This is a genomic window from Clostridium sp. CM042 (genome assembly GCF_055080995.1).
The window spans coordinates 1,951,333-1,974,318 of sequence record NZ_CM143646.1 but is presented as its reverse complement, the minus strand read 5'-3'; the positions used below and the strand labels follow the sequence as shown (position 1 = coordinate 1,974,318).

Sequence of the window (22,986 nt, the reverse complement as noted above, 5' to 3'; positions counted from 1 at the left end):
AAAGCTTACGTGGATAAGGAGGCAGAGGAAAATAGTCATAAATAGCGAGAAAAAATCTTGCTATTTTAATTATATCTTGATAAAAAAAACTATGGACTTTATAATTGTATTATAAGCTTAGGGGAAGGTGACAAATGGGTACAATTAATGATTATTATAACCAAGTTATATGCAATATTAATGAAGGTGTTATTGTTATAGATAAGAAAGGCATCATAAAAATCATTAATAATGCTGCTGAAAAAATGTTGAAGGTTAATGCAGAAAATAGCATAGGAAAGCATATTTTAAAAATATTTCCTTATGGTGAACTATTAAGTATAATTGAAAATAAAGAAGAACAATTAAATATAAAAGAGGGTAAATTTATTATAACCCGCAAAGTAATAACTCAAAATGGTGAAGTCATAGGTGCACTCCAAATATTTAGTAAAAAAACGGAAAATAAGATATTGATGAATTCACAAGAAAATGGCAGAATAGACGAAAATATTTTGAATACAATTTTTAATACTGTAAAAGAGTGTGTAGTTGTAGTAGATGAAAATGGAATAATAACTATGATGAGCGATGAATATAAAGAATTTATTAATTGCGAAAATCCAGAGGGAAAGCATGTAACTGATGTTATAGAAAACACAAAATTACATATAGTGGCAAAGACTGGTAAAAAAGAGTTTGGAGAAATTCAAGAAGCAAATGGGCATAAGATGATTTCTATGAGAGTCCCTATAATGAAAGATGGCAAAATTGTTGGGGCCATTGGGAAAGTAATGTTTAAGGATTTGAGTAATTTTAAAATACTAGGTAATAAACTAAGCAATTTGGAAAAAGATGTTGAATGTTGTAAAAATGAATTAAGTACAGATCAAAAAGCAGTATATACTTTTAATAACATTATAGGAGATAGCGCTAAAAGCCGCGAGGTAATGAAACTCGCCAGAAGAGTAGCTAAGGTAGATTCAAACGTCTTAATTACTGGTGAAAGTGGAACGGGTAAAGAACTCTTCGCACACTCCATCCATAATGCTAGTAGGAGATGCCAAAAACCTTTTATAAAAATTAATTGTGGAGCTATTCCAACACAGCTTTTTGAGTCAGAAATGTTTGGTTATGAAGAAGGCGCTTTTACTGGCGCTAAAAGATCAGGGAAGAAAGGTAAGTTTGAACATGCAAATGGCGGTACCGTCTTATTAGATGAAATTGGTGATATGCCTATGAATATGCAAGTTAAACTCCTAAGGGTTATTCAAGAAAAAGAATTAGTGAGGGTTGGTGGAAATGATGCTATCAAAGTCGATATAAGAATTGTTGCGTCAACTAATAAGTCATTAGAGCAGTTAATTAAAGATGGAAAGTTTAGAGAAGATTTGTATTATAGGTTGGATGTTATGCATTTAAAATTACCGTCATTAAGAGAAAGAATAGAAGACATTGATGAATTGTCTAATGCATTAAGGGTGAAAATATGTAAAAAATATAATATTTACACGGAGGGCATTTCAAGTGAGGCTATTGATTATTTGAAATCTTATAGCTGGCCGGGCAATATAAGACAACTTGAAAATGTAATAGAAAGAGCTATAAACCTGCTTGATACAGATATTTATATAATGCCGAAGCATTTGACAGAAAAGATAATTAATGGTAAATTAAAAAAATATTCATTAGAAAATAATTATTTAAAAGATGTTGTTGAAACTATTGAAAAAGACATTATCATGGAATGTATAAAAAAAACAGGGGGAAATAAAAAGGAAACTGCAAAAATATTGGGACTTAGTAGGGCTGGATTGTATAAGAAATTAAACAGGTATAATTTAATGAAATCAGCAAATCTACAATAGTACACATGTAAACTATGGTTACATGTGTTGTTTTTATATAAAAAATAGTTACAGTGGCATAAATGGAAATTGTAAAAAAAAATATATGCTTAGGTGTATCAATACGTTGAAAATACTTTTAGTGATTTTTTTAACAATTAGGTTATAATATTAACAAGCGCAAAACGGGTAAGTGTATGGGGCTATTAGTGTTAACTAAGTTTACAGTCATAGCTATAATTTGTTTTAAAAAATTGGCAGAGGTTGGTATAGTAAGCTTTGTAAGAGTTTGTACATTTGGCATGAAAATTGCTAGTAATATATACATATAGGAAAAAAACAAAAGCATATAATAAATTCCTATTATGTGGTAATAATATACTAGAGAAAATAAATAAATGGAGGGTTATAATATGAGAGAAGTAGTAATTGTAGGAGCAGCAAGAACAGCAATAGGATCTTTTGGTGGAGCATTATCAAAAGTATCAGCTGTAGAAATGGGAACTGTTGCAGCTAAAGAGGCTATAAAAAGAGCAGGAATTAAACCAGAACTTGTAGAAGAAGTTGTCATTGGTAATGTAATACAAGCAGGACTTGGACAGAATATTGCAAGACAAATATCAATACATGCAGGTATTCCAGATGAGGCTTCAGCACTTACAATAAATAAGGTTTGTGGATCAGGACTTAGAGCTGTAAGCATGGCAGCACAATTTATAATGTGTGGAGATGCGGAAGTAGTTTTAGCAGGTGGAACTGAAAGCATGAGCAACGCTCCATATGCACTTCCAAACAACAGATGGGGTGCAAGAATGGGAGACGGAAAAGTAGTTGATACTATGATTAAAGACTCTCTATGGGATGCGTTTAATGACTATCATATGGGAGTTACAGCAGAAAATATTGCAGAGCAGTGGAACATAACTAGAGAAGATCAAGATCAATTTGCTTTGAAAAGTCAATTAAAAGCTGAAAAAGCTATAAAAGAAGGCAAATTCAAAGATGAGATCGTTCCAGTGGTAATCCCTCAAAGAAAGGGTGACCCAATAACATTTGATACAGACGAATTTCCAAAATTCGGTTCAACTATAGAAAAATTAAGAAAATTAAAACCAGCATTTAAAAAAGGCGGTACTGTAACAGCAGCTAATGCATCAGGAATAAATGACGGTGCAGTTATGTTTGTAGTAATGTCAAGGGCTAAAGCAGATCAATTAGGACTTAAACCTCTAGTTACAATAAAATCTTATGCATCAGGTGGAGTAGATCCGAAAATAATGGGATATGGTCCAGTTCCAGCAAGTAAAAAAGCATTACAAAAAGCAGGAATGACTGTAGCTGATTTAGATCTAGTAGAAGCTAACGAAGCTTTTGCTTCTCAATCATTAGCTGTAGCTAAAGATTTAGGCTTAAATCCAGAAATAGTAAATGTTAATGGCGGAGCTATAGCACTTGGACATCCAGTAGGAGCTTCAGGTGGAAGAATACTTATTACATTAATATATGAAATGATAAAAAGAGATTCTAAAACAGGACTTGCTACATTATGTATAGGTGGCGGTCAAGGAACTGCGATTATAGTTCAAAGATAATAGCAAAAAAGGATCAGCAAAAAAATGCTGGTCCTTTTTTAGTTGATAGGGAATAAAGTAATTATTAATTAACATTCGGAATATTAATAAAGTAAGAATTTAATTTAAAATTTTGTTGTAGATTAAGATTAAGTAAAATTTAAGATGATTTTAATAATAATGTTATATAATACTAAAGAATAACTGCTAATAATATGGTATAATTATAAGGATAGGAGTGATATAGATGGTTAAAATAAAAAATGCTGTGCCAAACATGTTCACCTTAAGCAATATGTCTTGTGGAATTTTGTCTATACTTATGAGCTTTGACGGAAATTATAAATTAGCAGCAATATTTATTCTTTTAGCAGGAATATTTGATAGATATGATGGTAAAATAGCTAGATTTTTAAATGTGGATAACGATTTAGGTAAAGAACTAGATTCATTATGTGATTTAGTGTCTTTTGGTTTAGCACCTTCAATATTAATATTTAATATTTATAATTTTGCAGGACTTGGGTCAATTGGGTATTTAATGGTTTTGATTTTCCCAGTAGCAGGCGCATATAGGTTAGCAAAATATAATATTACAGATTTTGATGGGGTTTTTTCAGGGATTCCTATTACCATTGCAGGCATATTTTTAGCACTGTATGCTTTATTGATGTTTAACAAAGCTTCAAATTTAGGGCCTACTATGATTTTAATAGTTACATTATCTTATTTGATGGTAAGTAAATTAAAATTCAAAAAACAATAGTTAAGCAATTATAATAAAAAAAAATTCATAACGCAATTATAGTAAAACCTCACTTTATAGGAGGCCACTGAAAAAAGCACTCTCTTTTCAGTAAGTTTTTTAGGCTTGAACAGAAAAAACATGAAATACCCATATTTTTGGATGTTTCATGCTTTTTCTTTTTATATTTTTATATTTAAGTTAAAAAAGCCTTATTTCATGCCTTTCAACTTGATTATTCTCTTTAGATTCACAGTGAAGATTGATAACGCACCTTGCATTTGCATGCTAATTAAACCTGACGATGTTGCTACATCATAGCCATGCTGGTGCTTAAGTTCACTGTTTTTAGCCTCTATCATATAACGTTCTCTAGCACGTTTTTTAAAATACTCACTTTTTTCGAACTCTATTTGATCTTTGTGAGTATTTGACTTTATTGAAACCGAATAAGTTTTAGATTTAGCACCTTCTTTATAGCACCCATCTTTATGAACACAATTTTTACACTTTTCTACATTAAAATAGTAAGTTAGCACTTGATTTTTACCAACATTCTTCTTTCCCTGTTTTGCTTTTTTAATAGCCATATGGCCTGCCGGACATACAAATAAACCAGCATCTTTATTAAACTCAAATTCATCTTCTTTTTTTCGCATTCCTTGTGAAATTACAGGATTTAGTCTTGAAATTAATACAATTTTATTTTCTTTTGTATATTTTAAGTTTTTCTTTTCAGAATAAGCTGTATCTCCAATTACTTCATTAACATCTATACCAGCCTCACGGCTTTTTTCTATTAAGGCTATGAGCTCCTTTCCATCACTTTTTTCGCCAGTTGTAATAACAGCTGCTGTAATTAAACGTTCTTCACTCATAGCAAGGTGTGATTTATATCCAAAAAAAGAACTATCTTCAGTTTTATGCCCCACTTTTGCATCCTCATCTTTTGATAGTTTTAGATTTTCTAAGTCATCATTAATAGCTTCCATTAAGTAGTTTAATTTAGTTTTCACAGCTGGATTTGCTGCAGTTTCTGGCTTCTCGTTTATGCTATCAATTAATAATTTGCAGTACTCAAGAATATCTTCAAGTACTCCAGTTGTAACTTTATTAGGTAACTCTTCTTTAATACCAGGATGTACTCCATACAATGTTTTTCTTAAGTTTTTTGCACGTTTCAATAATTCTTCGCTTGCTGACTTTTGGTTATAACGTGACTTGGTATGCGTAGCATCAACTATTATTGCTTTACTTTTTAAAACTCCCTCTTTTATAGCAAGTTCTACAGTCTTGTTTATTAATAAATCCAATAAATTCATGTCTTTAAGGCGAAGCTTTCTAAATTTAGTTAATGTACTTGAGTTTATTAAATTTGTTTCTTCTGGGGCTAAATTTAGAAAATATTTAAAGGACATATCATAAAGAGTTCTTTCAACAACATCTTCATCAGACAATTCATATATTACTTTCAAAAGTAAATATTTAAATAGCATTATGGGGTTAATAGCACCTCTACCCATAGATGAACTATAGTTAACCACCAATTCATCATAAACAAATGAAAAGTCAACAAGGTCATTAATTTGCTTTAAAATGTTATCTTCCGGAATAATTAACGAATATAAGCTATGGTATGTATTTATTTTTATTTCCAATTGTCCTTTTAGCATAATAGTATAGCCCCTTTTATTTTAGTCTACTATACTAATTCGACATATCTTTTAAAATTCCTTTTTGTTTTTAGTCTTTTACATAAAAAAAATCGCCATCTTTAATTCGATGACGATTTTTTTTATAGTTTTTCAGTGGCCTCCTTTATAGTGAGGTCTTTTTTAATGACATTTCAGAATGGAAGTTTCCTACATATATAAGTGGGGCACATATTATAGTGAAAATAAAACTTCAGTGAGGTATAAATATCCTTCTGGAGTCATTAATGCATCTCCTACGGAGCTGTTGCAGCTTCGCAGGAGATGATTTAATTTCTAAATTTATAATAATATTCAGGGGTATCTTCAGTAATAACTTTAAATTCATAACCTAAATCCATATAGTATTTTATGATTTCAGGCAGAGCTTTTACAGTGTTTTTATTATTAAAATTGCAGTGCATTAGGAGTATGGCTACATTTTTATTGCCTTTAATTATTTTTGAATTTTTAATAAGTTGTGAGACGCTTAAATTAGGGTTTACACCATCAGATAAATTAACATTCCAATCATATACTTTAAAATTATTTTCATGAAGTTTCTCTAAATTAGAAGCATTTAAGCGTTTAGCGCTACCACCAGGGAACCTAATAACCTTAGGAGCGAAGCCGGTGACTTCTTCAATTTTGTTAGAATCCTTTTTCATTTCTGAAATAAATTCGTCTGTACTTCTATATATTTTTTTTAAATTATGACTGTATGTGTGAAGACCTATACCATGACCTTCATTATATATTCTCTTAAGAATTGATTCCTTTCCCTCAATTTCTTTTCCTACTATAAAAAAAGTAGCTTTTACATTTTGTTTTTTTAATACATCTAATAAAGCATCGGTAACAACGTATGTAGGACCGTCATCAAAAGTTAAATAAACAAATTTTGAAGTTTCAATATCGCCAGCATCTTTTAATGAAGTATTACGTGGCATAAATGCCTGGTTATTTTTCTGTGCATTGTTTATATGTGGACTGATAGCTAATAATAAACAAATAATAGTGGTAGTAAAAACAAGGAAAATACTTTTTTTTCTAAAATTCATATTATCACTCACCTTTAGTTTTTGTTGTAGTTAGTATACCCAAAGAAAAAGTATTAAATCATCACTTGCGGAGCTGCAATAGCTCCGCAAGTGATGATTTAATTAGGTGTAATTAGCGCCTCAAGCATAGCTGATGAATCATTGACAATCAATACTGAAATTTGTATAATTATGTTGCTTGATAAAGTTGGAATCTTCTGATTGTATGGAAAAATTAATTGATAAAATTTTAAAATTATAAATTTGAGCCTAAAAGATAGGAGGAATCATATATTATGCAGCAAACACCGAATGCTAATAGGCTTCATATAGCTATATTTGGAAAAAGAAATGTAGGGAAATCAAGTTTAATTAATGCACTTACGTCGCAGGATATTGCATTAGTATCTGATTTAGCAGGAACCACAACAGACCCAGTTTATAAGGCAATGGAGCTACTTCCAATAGGTCCTGTTGTTATTATAGATACTGCGGGACTTGATGACGAAGGCACAATCGGAGAACTTAGAATAAAGAAAACTAAAGAAGTTATGGATAAAACTGATTTAGCACTTTTGGTTATTGATGGTAATGATGAAGATTTATTATTTGAAAAAACATGGTATGAAGATTTAAAAAAAAGAAAAATACCTGTAGTTGGAGTCATCAATAAAATAGACAAAAATGAAATATCACTCAAAGATATTCAAAAGGTAATAGAGCTAACTTTTGTTAAGGTTAGCGCTAAAGATAAAGTCAATATTGATGAGTTAAAAAGAGCAATTATGGCTAATGCGCCAGAGGATTTTGAAAAAAGCACAATTGTTGGTGACATAGTAAAACCAAAGGCAAGAGTAATAGTTGTAGCACCACAAGATATCCAAGCACCAAAAGGGAGATTAATACTACCACAAGTTCAAGTAATAAGAGATCTTCTTGATAATGATGTTATGGCACTAGTGGTAAAGGATAGTGAACTAGAGGACATTTTAGCCGCGCTAAAGGACGAACCAGATTTAGTGATTACGGATTCGCAGGTATTTAAAAAAGTCAATTCTATAGTACCAAAAGATGTACCACTTACTTCTTTTTCTATACTTATGGCTAGGTATAAAGGAGATTTACGCACCTTAGTTAAAGGGGCAAAAGCTATAGATACATTGAAACCAGGAGATAAGGTACTTATAGCAGAAGCTTGCACCCATCATCCACTTGTTGGAGATATAGGGAGAGAAAAGCTTCCTATATGGCTGGGGGAAAAAGTAGATGGAAAGCTAGATATAACGATTTGCGCCGGCAGCAGTTTTCCAGATGATTTAAGCGAATATAAGCTAATAATTCATTGTGGAGCCTGTATGGTTAACAGACAGCAATTCATGTCAAGGATTAAGAAGGCTAATATAGAGGAGCTACCTATTACTAATTTTGGTATAGCTATAGCACATATAAACGGTATATTGGATAGAGTACTTAGCGCTTTTGAAGAAGATTCTTTTTAAACATAGTTTTTTGAAAAGTATTGTATAAAATTAATATAAGGAAAACTTAACTTGAGGGGATGATAATAATGATTACTATTAGTGTTTGTGTAGGTAGTGCCTGTCATTTAAAAGGGTCTTATAAAGTAATAGAGGGGTTACAAAAGTTAATCCGAGAAAATAAGGTTTCAGATATTGTTGAGCTCAAAGGTGCATTTTGTATTGGTAGATGCACAGAAGGAGTTTCTGTAACTGTGAGTGATGAAGGGTTTTTCTCGTTAAATGAGAATAATGTAGATTCATTTTTTCATGAAACTATCATGAGAGGTATAAAAGATGAGTAACATGGATTTTTCTAAAGCAGATTGTAAAAATTGTTATAAATGCCTTCGGTCATGTCCTGTGAAGGCAATAAAATTTGAAAATCAACAAGCTGCAATAGACGAAGAAAGATGTATAGAATGTGGACATTGCCTCACCGTATGTCCACAAAACGCTAGAAAAATTAAAAGTGATTTGGATACTGTTAAAAAAGCTATAGATTGTGGTAAAAGAGTTATAGCAAGTTTAGCACCCTCCTTTGCTGGTTTTTTTGATGATCAGCAAGGCATCGTGGTGTCAGCTTTAAAGAGTTTAGGATTTAGTATAGTAGAAGAAACCGCAGTAGGGGCAGAAATAGTGGCTGAATTATATAATGAGTATATTGCGGATAATAAGCAAGATGTTTATATAACCACAGCATGTCCATCATCTAACTATTTGGTAGAAAAATATTTTGGAGAACTAATTAAATACTTGATTCCTACGGTATCCCCAATGATGGCTCATGGTAAAGTATTAAAAAGTAAATTTGGAAAAGATTGCTTTGTCGTGTTTATAGGGCCATGTCTCGCAAAAAAATCTGAGTTTGATTATTATTCAAAATATAATATAATCGATGCAGAATTAACCTTTGATGAATTAAATTCTTGGATCGCTGGATTAGGTATAGAAATACCTAAGATAGAAGAAAATTTAAATGTTAATCCATATAGTAAAGGTCAAGGGTTTACTATAGAGGGAGGTATTATTGAGGCAATGGGGAATGCATTACAGAAAAGCCCACTTAATGTTATTACTGTAAGTGGTATGGAAGAGTGCATAGAAGCATTTAATAGTATTAAGAATGGTGATTTAAAAGAAGTATTAATTGAGGCTAGCGCATGTAAGGGGAGTTGCATTGGTGGACCAGTCATGGTTAAAAATGGTGAGAATTATTATGCAAAATTACGAAAAGTTAAAAACTATATAAAGAGTCGCAAAAATTATAATGAACCTACAGTTACAAAGATTCCACGAGATATAAATTTTCACAGAGATTTTATTGAAAAACCTATTAAAAAGTCTATAGCTACTAAAAAAGAAATTAAAGCTATTATGAAAGAAATGGGCAAATATGAACTTAAGGATGAACTAAATTGTGGCGTGTGTGGATATAATTCTTGTAGGCAAAAGGCTCAAGCTGTATTCGAAGGTATGGCTGAAACTACTATGTGTCTTCATTATATGAGAAGTAAAGCAGAGAGTCTTTCTAATGAAATAGTTGAAAATACTGCTAGTAATTTAATTTTATTAGATGGAGAGATGAATGTACGAGAGATAAATCCTGCGGCCAAGGCTATATTTAAAATACAATCTCAAAATATCATAGGCAAACCTATATCGTTACTTATTGATGATGAGGATTTTAAAAAGGTAAGAGAATCTGGAGAAAAGATAATAGGTAAAAAGGTTGCTTATCCAAAGTATGGCGTAGTATTTATAGAGAATATAGTATATCTTCCGAAGCTAGACATGGTACTTGCAAGTATGGTTAATATTATGGCTGAAGAGAAAAATAAAAAAGAACTAATGAAGGTTAAAGAAAATACTTTAAATGCTGCTCAAGAGGTTATAGAAAAGCAAATGAGAGTTGCTCAAGAAATAGCAAGTTTACTTGGTGAAACAACTGCAGAAACAAAGATTATTTTAACTAAGCTAAAGAAAATAGTAGCAGGAGAAGATGGTGAGTAAAATGGGTTTGTTTATTGATGTAGCTTATGATAGCTTGATAAAAAAAGATGAGGAACTCTGTGGTGATAGGGTAGATATAATAAGACTAGAGGACAGCACTATAATTGTTATGGCAGATGGTCTAGGCAGTGGAGTAAAAGCTAATATACTAGCATCTTTAACTGCGAAAATTGCCAGTACTATGCTTAAAGAAGGGGCAGATATCTATGAAACTGTAGATACTATAGTAAATACGCTACCAGTGTGTAAGGTGAGGAATATTGCCTATTGTACTTTTACGCTAATGAAAATTTATAATGATGGAAGGGCATATATTGCAGAATATGATAATCCACCTTTCTTTTTGATAGGCAACAATAAGGGTATAAAAATAGAGAAAAAAGAAAGTATTATTAATGAAAAGAAAGTAGTTGAAAGTCAATTTATACTGCAAGAGGGCGATGTACTTACGGTAGTGAGTGATGGATGTATTCATGCAGGCATTGGAAATATATTAAATTTAGGTTGGAGCTGGGATAATGTAGAAAATTACTTGATTAGGAATACACAATATAGGCGAAGTGCAAAAAATATTGCTAAGGATTTAATTCAGGTATGTTGGGATTTATATGGAGGAAAACCTGGAGACGATACTACTGTCGTATGTGTAAAAGCTCGAAAGCCTGAGACTATAGATCTATTTACTGGCCCACCTGAGGATGAACGAAATGATAGCTATGTTATTAAAGAATTCATAAAAGGAACTGGGAAAAAAATAATTTGTGGGGGAACCGCATCAAACATTGCAAGCAGAGAACTAGGCCGCGTTCTTAAAGTTAACTTTGACTTTTTTGATAAAGATGTACCACCTACGGCAACTATGGACGGAATAGATTTAATAACTGAAGGGGTTCTAACTTTAAGCAAGGCAATAGAAAAGTTGAAAAATTATGAATCAAGTTTTGCATCACAGGAGTATTCCTGTAATTTAGAAGGTTTCGACGGAGCTAGCAGACTTGTTAAAATGCTAATAGAAGATTGTACTCATTTCAACTTATGGGTAGGAAAGGCTATAAATCCGGCACATCAAAACCCGAATTTCCCAATAGATTTGAGTATTAAGCTCAAGCTTGTAAATCAACTAGTTGAATACATGAAAAAGTTAGGGAAATATGTTAATATAAATTATTTGTAAAAAAACAGCAGTTATATCGAGGCCACTGAAAAAAGCACTCTCTTTTCAGTAAGTTTTTTAGGCTTGAACAGAAAAAACATGAAATACCCATATTTTTGGATGTTTCATGCTTTTTCTTTTTATATTTTTATATTTAAGTTAAAAAAGCCTTATTTCATGCCTTTCAACTTGATTATTCTCTTTAGATTCACAGTGAAGATTGATAACGCACCTTGCATTTGCATGCTAATTAAACCTGACGATGTTGCTACATCATAGCCATGCTGGTGCTTAAGTTCACTGTTTTTAGCCTCTATCATATAACGTTCTCTAGCACGTTTTTTAAAATACTCACTTTTTTCGAACTCTATTTGATCTTTGTGAGTATTTGACTTTATTGAAACCGAATAAGTTTTAGATTTAGCACCTTCTTTATAGCACCCATCTTTATGAACACAATTTTTACACTTTTCTACATTAAAATAGTAAGTTAGCACTTGATTTTTACCAACATTCTTCTTTCCCTGTTTTGCTTTTTTAATAGCCATATGGCCTGCCGGACATACAAATAAACCAGCATCTTTATTAAACTCAAATTCATCTTCTTTTTTTCGCATTCCTTGTGAAATTACAGGATTTAGTCTTGAAATTAATACAATTTTATTTTCTTTTGTATATTTTAAGTTTTTCTTTTCAGAATAAGCTGTATCTCCAATTACTTCATTAACATCTATACCAGCCTCACGGCTTTTTTCTATTAAGGCTATGAGCTCCTTTCCATCACTTTTTTCGCCAGTTGTAATAACAGCTGCTGTAATTAAACGTTCTTCACTCATAGCAAGGTGTGATTTATATCCAAAAAAAGAACTATCTTCAGTTTTATGCCCCACTTTTGCATCCTCATCTTTTGATAGTTTTAGATTTTCTAAGTCATCATTAATAGCTTCCATTAAGTAGTTTAATTTAGTTTTCACAGCTGGATTTGCTGCAGTTTCTGGCTTCTCGTTTATGCTATCAATTAATAATTTGCAGTACTCAAGAATATCTTCAAGTACTCCAGTTGTAACTTTATTAGGTAACTCTTCTTTAATACCAGGATGTACTCCATACAATGTTTTTCTTAAGTTTTTTGCACGTTTCAATAATTCTTCGCTTGCTGACTTTTGGTTATAACGTGACTTGGTATGCGTAGCATCAACTATTATTGCTTTACTTTTTAAAACTCCCTCTTTTATAGCAAGTTCTACAGTCTTGTTTATTAATAAATCCAATAAATTCATGTCTTTAAGGCGAAGCTTTCTAAATTTAGTTAATGTACTTGAGTTTATTAAATTTGTTTCTTCTGGGGCTAAATTTAGAAAATATTTAAAGGACATATCATAAAGAGTTCTTTCAACAACATCTTCATCAGACAATTCATATATTACTTTCAAAAGTAAATATTTAAATAGCATTATGGGGTTAATAGCACCTCTACCCATAGATGAACTATAGTTAACCACCAATTCATCATAAACAAATGAAAAGTCAACAAGGTCATTAATTTGCTTTAAAATGTTATCTTCCGGAATAATTAACGAATATAAGCTATGGTATGTATTTATTTTTATTTCCAATTGTCCTTTTAGCATAATAGTATAGCCCCTTTTATTTTAGTCTACTATACTAATTCGACATATCTTTTAAAATTCCTTTTTGTTTTTAGTCTTTTACATAAAAAAAATCGCCATCTTTAATTCGATGACGATTTTTCATATAGTTTTTCAGTGGCCTCGTTATATCTGCTGTTTTTTTATTTGCCTTATTTACCGTTTTACATAATTGGTATGAAGAAGTTCATGAGCTTTTTCACCATATGGCTCTCCTAGAAATTCTTTATATATTTTTTTGATGTATGGATTATCATGAGATTTTCTTATACTCTTGTTTTTATCTTCGCTATATAGAACGGACATTCTCTTTGATAATATATCTTCATGTTTAACGGAATATGGCTGTCCACCACCATTAATACATCCGCCAGGGCAAGCCATAATTTCAATTAAGTGATAATCAGCATCGCCTGCGCGAATAGCCTCTAACAATTTACGAGCATTTCCAAGTCCACTAGCTATAGCAACTTTAACATCAATGTCATTAATTTTTACAGAAGCTTCTTTTATACCCTCCATTCCCCTTACTTTTTCAAAATCTACATTTTCGAGTGTCTCATTTGTTAACCACTCATAAGCAGTACGTAATGCAGCTTCCATAACTCCGCCAGAGGTACCAAATATAACGCCAGCACCAGTAGATTCTCCGAGTGGACTGTCAAAATCTTCTTCTGATAATCCATTAAAGTCAATTCCAGCTTCTTTTATCATTTTAGCGAGTTCTCTTGTACTTATAACTATATCAACGTCTGGCACGCCATTTGTAGACATCTCAGGTCTAGTAGCTTCATATTTCTTTGCAAGACAAGGCATTACAGATACAACTATCATATCTTTTGCCTCAATATTCATTTTTTTTGCAAGGTATGTTTTAGCAACAGCACCCCACATTTGTTGTGGTGATTTACAAGTGGATGGAATATCTAATAAATCACTAAATTGATACTCAAAGAAATTAACCCAAGCAGGACAACAACTTGTAAGCATTGGAAGTCTGCCGCCATGTTGTAATCTATGAACAAATTCACTAGCTTCTTCCATTATTGTTAAATCAGCTGCAAAATCTGTATCAAATATTTTTTTGAAGCCTAAAGCCCTTAATGCAGCAACCATTTTTCCGGTAACAGAAGTGCCAGGCTCAAGTCCAAATTCTTCACCGAGTGCAGACCTAACTGCAGGTGCAGTTTGAACAACAACAACTTTTTCATGTTGGTCAAGAGCATTCCAAACTTTAGAAGTATTATTAACTTCGGTTAATGCACCAGTTGGACATACAGAAACACATTTTCCGCAGAAAGTACAAGTGGTTTCTCCTATTGGTAGTGAAAAAGCAGTGGATACAACAGTGTTAAAACCTCTGCCTACGCCAGATATAGCGCCGACAGTTTGAATTTCGTTACATACAGTTTCACAACGTCTGCATAATATACATTTATTTAAATTTCTAACGATAGAACTACTTGAATTATCTATAGGATAAGTTGACATTTCACCTTTATAGCGAATTTCACGAATACCTAGTTCAGCAGCTAATTCTTGTAATTCACAATGATTATTTTTTTCACATAATAAACAATCTTGTGGGTGGTCAGATAGAATTAATTCAAGTACAGTTCTACGTGCTTTAATAGCTCTTATTGAATTGGTCCTAATAAACATTCCATTTGTAGCAGGAGTACAGCAGGCAGGTGCTAAGTTACGTCGTCCGAAAACTTCAACCACGCACACACGGCAGGAACCTGGATGGTTTGTAGTTTTTCCATCATGCATATTTAAATGACATAATGTGGGGATATTTATATTTAACATTCTAGCAGCTTGTAAAATAGTCGAACCTTCTTCTACATAGACTTTTTTATCGTTTATAGTAAGAGTAATTAAACTCACAGCGTGCACCTCTTTCTTATATTTTTATATTTTTAATATCTATTGCCATATTATTTTTTAATAATTGCATTAACTGGACATGCAACTAGGCATGCACCGCACTTAATACATTTATCTTGGTCAATAACATGTAATGTTTTAATGTTTCCACTGATACACTTAACAGGACATTGTCTTGCACATTTTGTACAACCGATACAATTACCCGTGATATAATATTTCGATAAGTTCTTGCATACCCCAGCAGGGCAAGTTTTATCATATATGTGAGCTTCATATTCGCTAAGGAAGTATTTAATAGTGCTTAATACTGGATTTGGAGCAGTTTGTCCGAGCCCACATAGTGAAGTATCCTTGATGGTATTTGCAAGTGAGTTTAGTTTGTGCAAGTCCTCTTTTGTTCCGTTTCCTTTTGAAATCTTTTCGAGCATTTCAAGAAGGCGTTTATTTCCTATTCTACAAGGAGTGCACTTACCACAAGACTCTTCTACAGTGAATTCTAAGTAGAATTTGGCTATATCAATCATACAATTATCTTCATCCATAACAATCATACCGCCAGAACCCATCATAGAGCCTATAGTACTTAGTGATTCATAATCAATAGGAGTATCTAGAAATTCTGCTGTAATACATCCGCCTGATGGACCACCTGTTTGAACAGCTTTAAATTCACGGCCGTTTTTAATTCCGCCACCAATATCGTAAATGATTTCTCGGAGGGTAGTGCCTATTGGAACTTCTACTAGCCCAACGTTATTAATCTTACCAGCAAGAGCGAAAACTTTTGTTCCTTTAGATGTTGCTGTTCCTATAGAACTATACCAAGCGGCGCCTTTGTTAATGATAGCTGGGATATTTGCAAGGGTTTCAACATTGTTAACGCATGTTGGTTTATCCCATAATCCACTTTGAGCTGGGAATGGTGGTTTATTAGTTGGCTCTCCACGTTCACCTTCAATAGACTGAATCAAAGCAGTTTCTTCTCCGCATACGAAAGCGCCAGCACCATATTTAATCTCTATATCAAAACTAAAATTAGTTCCCAAAATATTTTTTCCAAGAAGGCCAAGTTCGCGAGCTTGGCCTATAGCTGTTCTTAACCTACTAATTGCAAGTGGGTATTCTGCTCTTATATAAATATTGCCAATTGAAGCACCAATACTATAACCAGCTATCGCCATAGCTTCTAGAACACTGTGTGGGTCACCTTCAAGAATAGAACGATCCATGAAAGCTCCTGGGTCTCCTTCGTCTGCATTACAAATTATATATTTTTGATCAGCATCATATATTTTTGCAAAAGCCCATTTCTTACCTGTTGGGAAGCCACCGCCTCCTCTGCCTCTTAAACCTGAATCAATCATTAGGTTTATAACATCATCTTGGGACATTTTCGTAATTACGTTACCTAATGCTAAATAACCATCTTCAGATATATATTCTTTTATATTTTCAGGGTTAATAAGTCCGCAGTTTCTAAGAGCAATTCTTACTTGCTTCTTATAGAAAGGCATATCTTCCTGTTTTTTTATTTTTACTTTTACACTGGGGTCTTCAAATAAAAGTCTATCAACAACGTTGCCTTTTAATAAGTGTTCTTTAACTATTTCAGCAGCGTCAGAAGGTTTAACATTAACATAAAATACGTTATCGGGAGAAACCTTAACGATTGGACCTTTTTCACAGAATCCAAAACAACCAGTTATGTTAACAGTTGCTTCATCACTTAATCCATTGGCTACAATTTCTTTTTGAAGATTTGATAATATTTCATCACTTTGAGCTGACATGCATCCTGTACCACCACAAATTGATAAAGACCTTAAGCATCTATTACCTACAGAAGCCTGCTCAAGTTCTTCATTTATTTTTCTCATTTCTAGTAATGTACTATATCTATTTTGAATACTTTTAAGTTCATCAATTGAATTAATTTTATTCAATGTATTTCCCCCTCCTACTTTGCATATTCAGCTAGTATTTCATCTACTTGGTCTACTGTAACGTGGCCATAAACTTTATCGTTTATAGTTACTACAGGTGCAAGACCACAAGCACCTACACATCTTAATGAGCCTAATGTAAATTTACCATCACCAGTAGTTTCGCCATTTTTAACTTCTAACTTCTTTTGAAACTCTTCAAGTACATCTGCAGAACCTCTAACAAAACAAGCAGTTCCCATGCAAACATTTATTACGTTCTCTCCTCTTGGCTTAATTGTGAAATAAGAATAGAATGTTACAACGCCATAAACCTTAGAAACTGAAATGTCTAATTTTTCAGCTACAAAAGATTGTACCTCTTGAGGTAAGTATCCAAATAAACCTTGTGCTTTGTGGAGTACTTCGATAAGGGCACCTTCTTTATTTGGAAGGTCATTAACAAATTTTTCTAAAATTTTAAAATTCTCTTGGGTTAAACTATTACAACACACTAAAATATACCTCCTTTAAGATGTATGATTACATATATTTAAAAGTTAACGATTACATTGAATATATATATAGAAAAATTATTATTTATATATTGTACAAATTTCAAGCATGATGCATTAAATATAGTATAATAGAATTTAATCGAAAAATCTACTAACATATTAAGTTAATTTATATTAATATAAACAAAAGTAAGAATATTATAAAAATTTTAAAATAAAGTGGAATTATATTAAAAATTATATAATGTAAAATAAAATCGAAGTTTAGATTTAGCCGTCAAAACGCAGAAAAAACAGTGAAATTCAAAGCGATTTTTGTATATTAATTTTGAATAATATGATAATATTGGTTAGTAAGTAATACTTTAACAAAATAAGTATATAAAGAAAGGAATTTTTTTCATAGAAGGAGAGAATTAACATGAGCAAAGTTGTGAATAAGAAAAAGAAAACCTCTATAAGTGGTAAATTGAGCAAAAGAATAATGATACTAATAATTTCTATATTTTTAATAATAGGTATTGCTACATATTTATTGCTTCAATCGGCTATTAGCAAAATAGTTGTAGCTGTAGGGCCAACAATCACTACAACAATTACAAACAGGCTAGAAAAAGTAGATTATGATAAGCTTTTAAGTGAAAAAGAGAATAGTGAAGTTTACAAGGAGCTTAATGATGGAATAACTTTTTTAGGTGATAAGGGAAAGAATTTTATACAAGAAATATCTATTGTTACTTTAAATGAAGATAACAAGTGGACATACATTGTAGATAAATCTATAGAACATCCCGCTAAATTTGGAGATGTTTTTGAAGACAATCCTAATAAAGCAATAGTTGAAGAGGCTTTAAAAACTGGTAAATCAACAATTTCAGATGTGCAGAGGGATGTAATTGATAGGACATCCTCAGTGAGTACTTATATCCCTATAAAGACACAAAAGGGAAAGAATACATTAGTTGTATTGAAAATTAAATTAGATGCTATATTGAAAATGCAACTATTAATTTTGCTAGGGGTAATTATACTTTCCATTATAGTTCTTTCAATAATAAAATTAATGGTGAATAAGATTACCCAAAGACACACTAAATCAATAAATATGTTAGTAGAAAAAATGCAGGATATGTCTAATTTAGAAGGTGATTTAACAAAAAGAATCCAAATAGATAGTAATGATGAGATAGGTGAATTAGCAGAATGTACTAATAAAATGTTAGATACATTCCAAGAACTTTTAGTTCATGTTAGCAAAACTTCTAACAAAATTTATGAGATTAAAGGTAAATTTACGGATGCATTCGATAGAAATGTAGAAGGTTTTAAAGAAATGAACATGTTGACAGGAAACATTGCTTCAAAAATAGATCAGCAGACAGAAGAATTGAATAGCTCTGCTAGTAACATTCATTATATTAATGATGTAGTAGCTCAAATTGCTAATAACTCTCAAATGGTTACAGAACAAGCAATTGAAGCTAAAGAAAATGCAAGTGAAGGAAATAAGACTATGATGGAACTTGCAAGCCAATCTAAAGAAATAGTAGAGGAAGTAGGGAGTACTTCACAATTAGTTAAAGTGCTAGATAAAAAATCAGAAGCAATAAATGGTATAGTAGATGCTATTACAGCTATATCTGAGCAAACCAATTTATTAGCACTAAATGCTTCCATAGAGGCGGCAAGAGCAGGAGAACAAGGAAGAGGATTTGCAGTAGTTGCAGATGAAGTAAGAAAATTAGCAGAAAAATCATCAAAATCGGCTGAAGAAATATCTGAACTTATTAAACAGGTTCAAAGAGGAATATCAGATGCGGGTGGTTCTATGGAAGGCGTTGCACACAGAGTCAAAGAGGTATATAGTTATATGGGAATAGCAGCTAGTAAATTTGATAAAATAGCTAGTTCTATTAGCACTGTTTCACAAAAAGTAGAAGAGGTATCATCCGCCACCGAGGAAATGTCGGCCAATACAGCTACTATTAATAACCAAATTAAAAATTTATCAAATATTTCAAAAGAAAATAATCAGGCTACAGAAAGTGTGGCAGCAAGCATCGAGAACCAAGTAAATGAGGTAACAAATTTGAAACTTGTATTAAATGAATTGGATAATTCTACATTAGAATTAATGAAGAGGCTGTCAAAATTAAAGTTAAAATAAAGGAAAAAAAGAGAATTTATTTTAAATTTTTGGATATAATACTTTAGATATACCCATAATCATTGAATTTTTGACTATTTTTGGTATATATTGTTTGAGTTTATGTTGCAATACTAAATATTAATTTTAGTTCAGGATTATTATTAAATACAGGTAGATAAAAAAAATTTAAAAAAATAAGTTGACTTATTGATTATATAATTTAGAATGTAACATATATAATAATATGAATTAACAATAGAAAGGGGTAGTTTAAATGAAGAAAAAAATATATATTGATGGAATGAGTTGTTCACATTGTGTAAGCCATGTAAAGGAGACATTACTTGATATTGGTGCTAGTAAAGTAAAAGTAGATTTAGAAGAAAAAATTGCAGTAGCAGAATTTGAAGATGAAGTAACTGATAATGACATTACGGAAGCTATTGAAGAAATAGGATATGAAGTTACTGAGGTAGAAGAAGATTAATATAAAAAAATAAAAAGTTTGCCAATATTGGTAGGCTTTTTTTCTGTCTACTTTTTCATGTCCATTATACGTGGAAACTATAAATATTGAGTAAATAATTATAAAAAATTATTTACCCAATATTTATATGAACTTTTTTAAGAAGGTACAGATGTATTTTCTTTAATCAATATAAAAATATTAATTATAAAATTTTAATTGAACATTTATTTTCTTATCTTGTATTTCTAAAATAACATAAGAATACCATGGTTCACGTCTCTTACACGTGGGCGAACCAGGATTTATCATGAGCACTTTGTTTTTAGTTAAAATAAGTGGCTGATGAGTGTGTCCAAAGATGATTATATCTACTTTATCATCAATAAATTTATCATAGGCTGTATTTAGTGTGTTTTTGCTATTGCCATGTCCGTGGTATAAACCAATTTTATATCCTTCCACAGATATAATTACTTTTTCTTTTAGTAAATCTCTGATGTATCTTTTATCATTATTTCCCCATACTCCAACAAAGTTCTTATGCTCTTTTAATTTTGACACTACACTAGAGGAAATATAATCACCTGTATGAATTATCATATCAGCTTCTTTAGATATATTATTTATTAATTTAAAAAGTTTATCATTATGTTTTTTCGCATGAGTATCAGATAATATCGCAATTTTCATATTTCATCACCTTATAATATTATAGTATTTTATATTATTATTTGCTACATAATTAGTATGTGCGGTATATAAGATTTCTGTTATAATTATTGTATAAATAAAAAGAGTATATTTTTAGATTTATTGTGAACTTTTAAATATTTATTAAAGCGCAAGGAGAAAAAATGGGGGAAATAGAAGATACAGTCTTAATTTTAGAGCAAACAGGAATAAATATAAAAAATGAGAAATCATTGCACTCGTCCATTAAGCAATGGTATGCGGTGCAAGGGGATAGATTAGAAGTAAAAGTAGACAAATATATAATTGATTTAGTAAGGGAAGATTCATTAATTGAAATACAAACGAAAAATTTTAGTGCAATTGGCAACAAGCTTAGAGAATTGGTTAAGTACAATAAGGTTATGCTAGTACACCCTATAGCTGTTGAAAAATATATAGTAACAACAGAAAAACCTAATAAAGTAATTAGTAGAAGAAAATCTCCTAAAAAAGGTAAAGTGGTTGATTTATTTGATGAGCTAATTAGAATACCTGATTTAATGGCGGAAGAAAATTTTATACTAGAAATCTTAATGACTAAAGAAGAAGAGATACGGTGCAAGGATGGCAAAGGAAGCTGGAGAAGAAAAGGTATAAGTATTGTGGATAGAAAGCTTTTAGAAGTAGTAGATAAAATAACATTTAGAGAAGTAAAAGATTTTTTAGAATTTTTACCAAAAGAACTACCAGTGAATTTTACCAATAAACAATTAGCGAAAACATTGAAAGTTACGGCATATAAGGCAAGAAAAATTACTTATTGTTTTAGAAAAATGAAGATTATAAAAGAAGTAGGAAAGATTAAAAATGAACTTATATTTGAGAAGTTGTGAAGAATGGACAACAAACCTAAAGCTAAATTTATGACTATACTAGTATAGTCTTTTCTGCACTTATAGGATTTATAGTTTGGTTAGAAGTACCAGATTTTTTAAGTTTTATGGGAACATCGCTTATTATAGCCTCTGCAATTTATATATATATATATAATGAAAAAAGTTAAAAATTAATAAAAAACTATTACTACAAGTCGGAGGTCAATTTTAGAATTATAGGAGGAGTAATATATGGATAAGAAGAAGGTTTACGTAACAAGAATGATTCCCAATGATGCTATTAAGCTTTTAAAAAAGCATTTTGATGTAGAAATCAATCCACAAGATAGAGTTTTATTAAGAGGAGAGCTGCTTCAAAAGGTAAAAGGTAAGGATGCAGTTTTATGTCTATTGACTGATAATATTGATAAAGAGGTATTTGAGACAGCTGGTGAAAAATGTAAGATATTTGCTAACTACGCAGTAGAGTACAGCAATATTGATATAGCCGCAGCGACCCAGAGAGGAGTAATAATTACAAACACTCCGCAGGTGCTAGACGATGCTACTGCTGACTTAGCATGGACACTGCTTATGGTTGTATCTAGAAGAATCATTGCAGCAGATAAATTTACAAGAAATGGTGCTTTTCAATCTTGCGATCCTATGATGTTTCTTGGACGTGAAATCACGGGTAAGACGTTGGGACTTGTAGGATCAGGGCGAATTGGTTTTAATTTTGCAAAGAAAGCCAAGGCTTTTGATATGAAGATACTTTATACTGATTTGTTGCGAAATTATGAAATGGAAAAAGAATTGGGTGCTATTTATGTGGATAAAGAAACATTATTAAAGGAAGCGGATTTCGTTTCATTACATGTACCACTTTCACCTTCTACCAGACACTATATTAGTGAAAATGAATTTTCTATGATGAAAAACACTTCAGTTATTGTTAATACATGTAGTGGTCCAGTAATTGATGAAAAAGCATTAGTTAAAGCGCTTAAGCAAGGTGAAATATGGGGAGCTGGGCTTGATGTATTTGAACATGAGCCAGACATTGAACCAGAGCTTCTCGATATGTACAATGTTGCAATTGTTCCACATATTGCTTCGGCTACGATGGAAACAAGAACAAATATGGGATTAACTGCGGCCAATAATATTATTAAAGTATTGAATGGTGAAAAGCCGGATACTTGTGTTAATGTGGAAGTATTAAAATAATGTTTCCAATAAATCACTCCCATTCAGACCAGTGAAGGGAAGTGATTTTTTAA

General features: G+C 31.5%; 18 protein-coding genes. 11 read left to right on the top strand and 7 right to left on the bottom strand.

What is annotated here, in order from left to right; all coding sequences use genetic code 11:
- Nucleotides 1-134 precede the first annotated feature (134 nt).
- The 3 genes from ACWJJ7_RS09310 to pssA all read left to right on the top strand — a co-directional run bounded on the left by ACWJJ7_RS09310 (nucleotide 135) and on the right by pssA (nucleotide 4,163).
- Nucleotides 135-1,847 (top strand): sigma-54 interaction domain-containing protein, encoded by a 1,713-nt coding sequence (locus ACWJJ7_RS09310; protein WP_462961875.1) that lies wholly within the window; start codon nucleotides 135-137, stop codon nucleotides 1,845-1,847.
- 392 nt (nucleotides 1,848-2,239) lie between these two features.
- On the top strand, nucleotides 2,240-3,418 hold the full coding sequence (locus ACWJJ7_RS09305) for an acetyl-CoA C-acetyltransferase (RefSeq protein WP_462961874.1): 1,179 nt from the start codon (nucleotides 2,240-2,242) through the stop codon (nucleotides 3,416-3,418).
- Between the two features lie 226 nt (nucleotides 3,419-3,644).
- Complete coding sequence (gene pssA / locus ACWJJ7_RS09300) at nucleotides 3,645-4,163, top strand: CDP-diacylglycerol--serine O-phosphatidyltransferase (protein ID WP_462961873.1); 519 nt, start codon at nucleotides 3,645-3,647, stop codon at nucleotides 4,161-4,163.
- 191 nt (nucleotides 4,164-4,354) lie between these two features.
- On the opposite strand, the gene ACWJJ7_RS09295 is transcribed toward pssA, so the two are convergent.
- Both ACWJJ7_RS09295 and ACWJJ7_RS09290 read right to left on the bottom strand, forming a co-directional pair.
- Nucleotides 4,355-5,815, bottom strand: coding sequence for an IS1182 family transposase (locus tag ACWJJ7_RS09295; RefSeq protein WP_462961868.1), 1,461 nt, complete (start codon nucleotides 5,813-5,815; stop codon nucleotides 4,355-4,357).
- Between the two features lie 308 nt (nucleotides 5,816-6,123).
- Nucleotides 6,124-6,894 (bottom strand): polysaccharide deacetylase family protein, encoded by a 771-nt coding sequence (locus ACWJJ7_RS09290; protein ID WP_462961872.1) that lies wholly within the window; start codon nucleotides 6,892-6,894, stop codon nucleotides 6,124-6,126.
- Between the two features lie 275 nt (nucleotides 6,895-7,169).
- Between ACWJJ7_RS09290 and hydF the strand changes: the two genes are divergently transcribed.
- The 4 genes from hydF (at nucleotide 7,170) to ACWJJ7_RS09270 (ending at nucleotide 11,577) form a co-directional block, all read left to right on the top strand.
- Nucleotides 7,170-8,372, top strand: a complete 1,203-nt coding sequence (gene hydF, locus ACWJJ7_RS09285) for a [FeFe] hydrogenase H-cluster maturation GTPase HydF (RefSeq protein WP_462961871.1) — start codon at nucleotides 7,170-7,172, stop codon at nucleotides 8,370-8,372.
- A gap of 68 nt (nucleotides 8,373-8,440) precedes the next feature.
- Nucleotides 8,441-8,695 carry a (2Fe-2S) ferredoxin domain-containing protein gene (locus tag ACWJJ7_RS09280; RefSeq protein WP_462961870.1) on the top strand — a complete coding sequence of 85 codons (255 nt, stop codon included), beginning with the start codon at nucleotides 8,441-8,443 and terminating at the stop codon, nucleotides 8,693-8,695.
- Nucleotides 8,688-10,403, top strand: a complete 1,716-nt coding sequence (locus ACWJJ7_RS09275) for a [Fe-Fe] hydrogenase large subunit C-terminal domain-containing protein (RefSeq protein ID WP_462961869.1) — start codon at nucleotides 8,688-8,690, stop codon at nucleotides 10,401-10,403. Before ACWJJ7_RS09280 ends, ACWJJ7_RS09275 begins: the two co-directional genes overlap by 8 nt.
- A gap of 1 nt (nucleotide 10,404) precedes the next feature.
- Nucleotides 10,405-11,577: a SpoIIE family protein phosphatase gene (locus tag ACWJJ7_RS09270; protein WP_462964970.1), complete on the top strand. Its 1,173-nt coding sequence runs from the start codon at nucleotides 10,405-10,407 to the stop codon at nucleotides 11,575-11,577.
- A gap of 149 nt (nucleotides 11,578-11,726) precedes the next feature.
- Here the strand turns inward: ACWJJ7_RS09270 and ACWJJ7_RS09265 are convergent, their stop codons facing one another.
- From ACWJJ7_RS09265 to nuoE, 4 genes are all read right to left on the bottom strand, one after another.
- Nucleotides 11,727-13,187: an IS1182 family transposase gene (locus tag ACWJJ7_RS09265; RefSeq protein WP_462961868.1), complete on the bottom strand. Its 1,461-nt coding sequence runs from the start codon at nucleotides 13,185-13,187 to the stop codon at nucleotides 11,727-11,729.
- A gap of 174 nt (nucleotides 13,188-13,361) precedes the next feature.
- Entirely contained in the window at nucleotides 13,362-15,095 is a 1,734-nt protein-coding gene (locus ACWJJ7_RS09260) for an NADH-dependent [FeFe] hydrogenase, group A6 (protein ID WP_462961867.1), read from the bottom strand.
- Nucleotides 15,096-15,145: 50 nt separating this feature from the next.
- Entirely contained in the window at nucleotides 15,146-17,041 is a 1,896-nt protein-coding gene (locus tag ACWJJ7_RS09255; RefSeq protein ID WP_462961866.1) for an NADH-ubiquinone oxidoreductase-F iron-sulfur binding region domain-containing protein, read from the bottom strand.
- Nucleotides 17,042-17,055: 14 nt separating this feature from the next.
- Complete coding sequence (nuoE, locus tag ACWJJ7_RS09250; protein WP_462961865.1) at nucleotides 17,056-17,535, bottom strand: NADH-quinone oxidoreductase subunit NuoE; 480 nt, start codon at nucleotides 17,533-17,535, stop codon at nucleotides 17,056-17,058.
- Nucleotides 17,536-17,959: 424 nt separating this feature from the next.
- Between nuoE and ACWJJ7_RS09245 the strand changes: the two genes are divergently transcribed.
- The gene (locus ACWJJ7_RS09245) at nucleotides 17,960-19,705 is read left to right on the top strand and encodes a methyl-accepting chemotaxis protein (RefSeq protein ID WP_462961864.1); all 1,746 of its coding nucleotides are present in this window, start codon (nucleotides 17,960-17,962) and stop codon (nucleotides 19,703-19,705) included.
- A 256-nt stretch (nucleotides 19,706-19,961) separates the two neighbouring features.
- On the top strand, nucleotides 19,962-20,174 hold the full coding sequence (locus tag ACWJJ7_RS09240; RefSeq protein ID WP_462961863.1) for a heavy-metal-associated domain-containing protein: 213 nt from the start codon (nucleotides 19,962-19,964) through the stop codon (nucleotides 20,172-20,174).
- A 180-nt stretch (nucleotides 20,175-20,354) separates the two neighbouring features.
- On the opposite strand, the gene ACWJJ7_RS09235 is transcribed toward ACWJJ7_RS09240, so the two are convergent.
- Nucleotides 20,355-20,846, bottom strand: a complete 492-nt coding sequence (locus ACWJJ7_RS09235) for a metallophosphoesterase family protein (RefSeq protein WP_462961862.1) — start codon at nucleotides 20,844-20,846, stop codon at nucleotides 20,355-20,357.
- A 164-nt stretch (nucleotides 20,847-21,010) separates the two neighbouring features.
- Between ACWJJ7_RS09235 and ACWJJ7_RS09230 the strand changes: the two genes are divergently transcribed.
- Together ACWJJ7_RS09230 and ACWJJ7_RS09225 are read left to right on the top strand one after the other, a co-directional pair.
- A complete protein-coding gene (locus ACWJJ7_RS09230) occupies nucleotides 21,011-21,721 on the top strand; it encodes a hypothetical protein (RefSeq protein ID WP_462961861.1) in 711 nt (236 codons plus the stop codon).
- 234 nt (nucleotides 21,722-21,955) lie between these two features.
- Nucleotides 21,956-22,933: a 2-hydroxyacid dehydrogenase gene (locus ACWJJ7_RS09225; RefSeq protein ID WP_462961860.1), complete on the top strand. Its 978-nt coding sequence runs from the start codon at nucleotides 21,956-21,958 to the stop codon at nucleotides 22,931-22,933.
- Nucleotides 22,934-22,986: the final 53 nt, after the last annotated feature.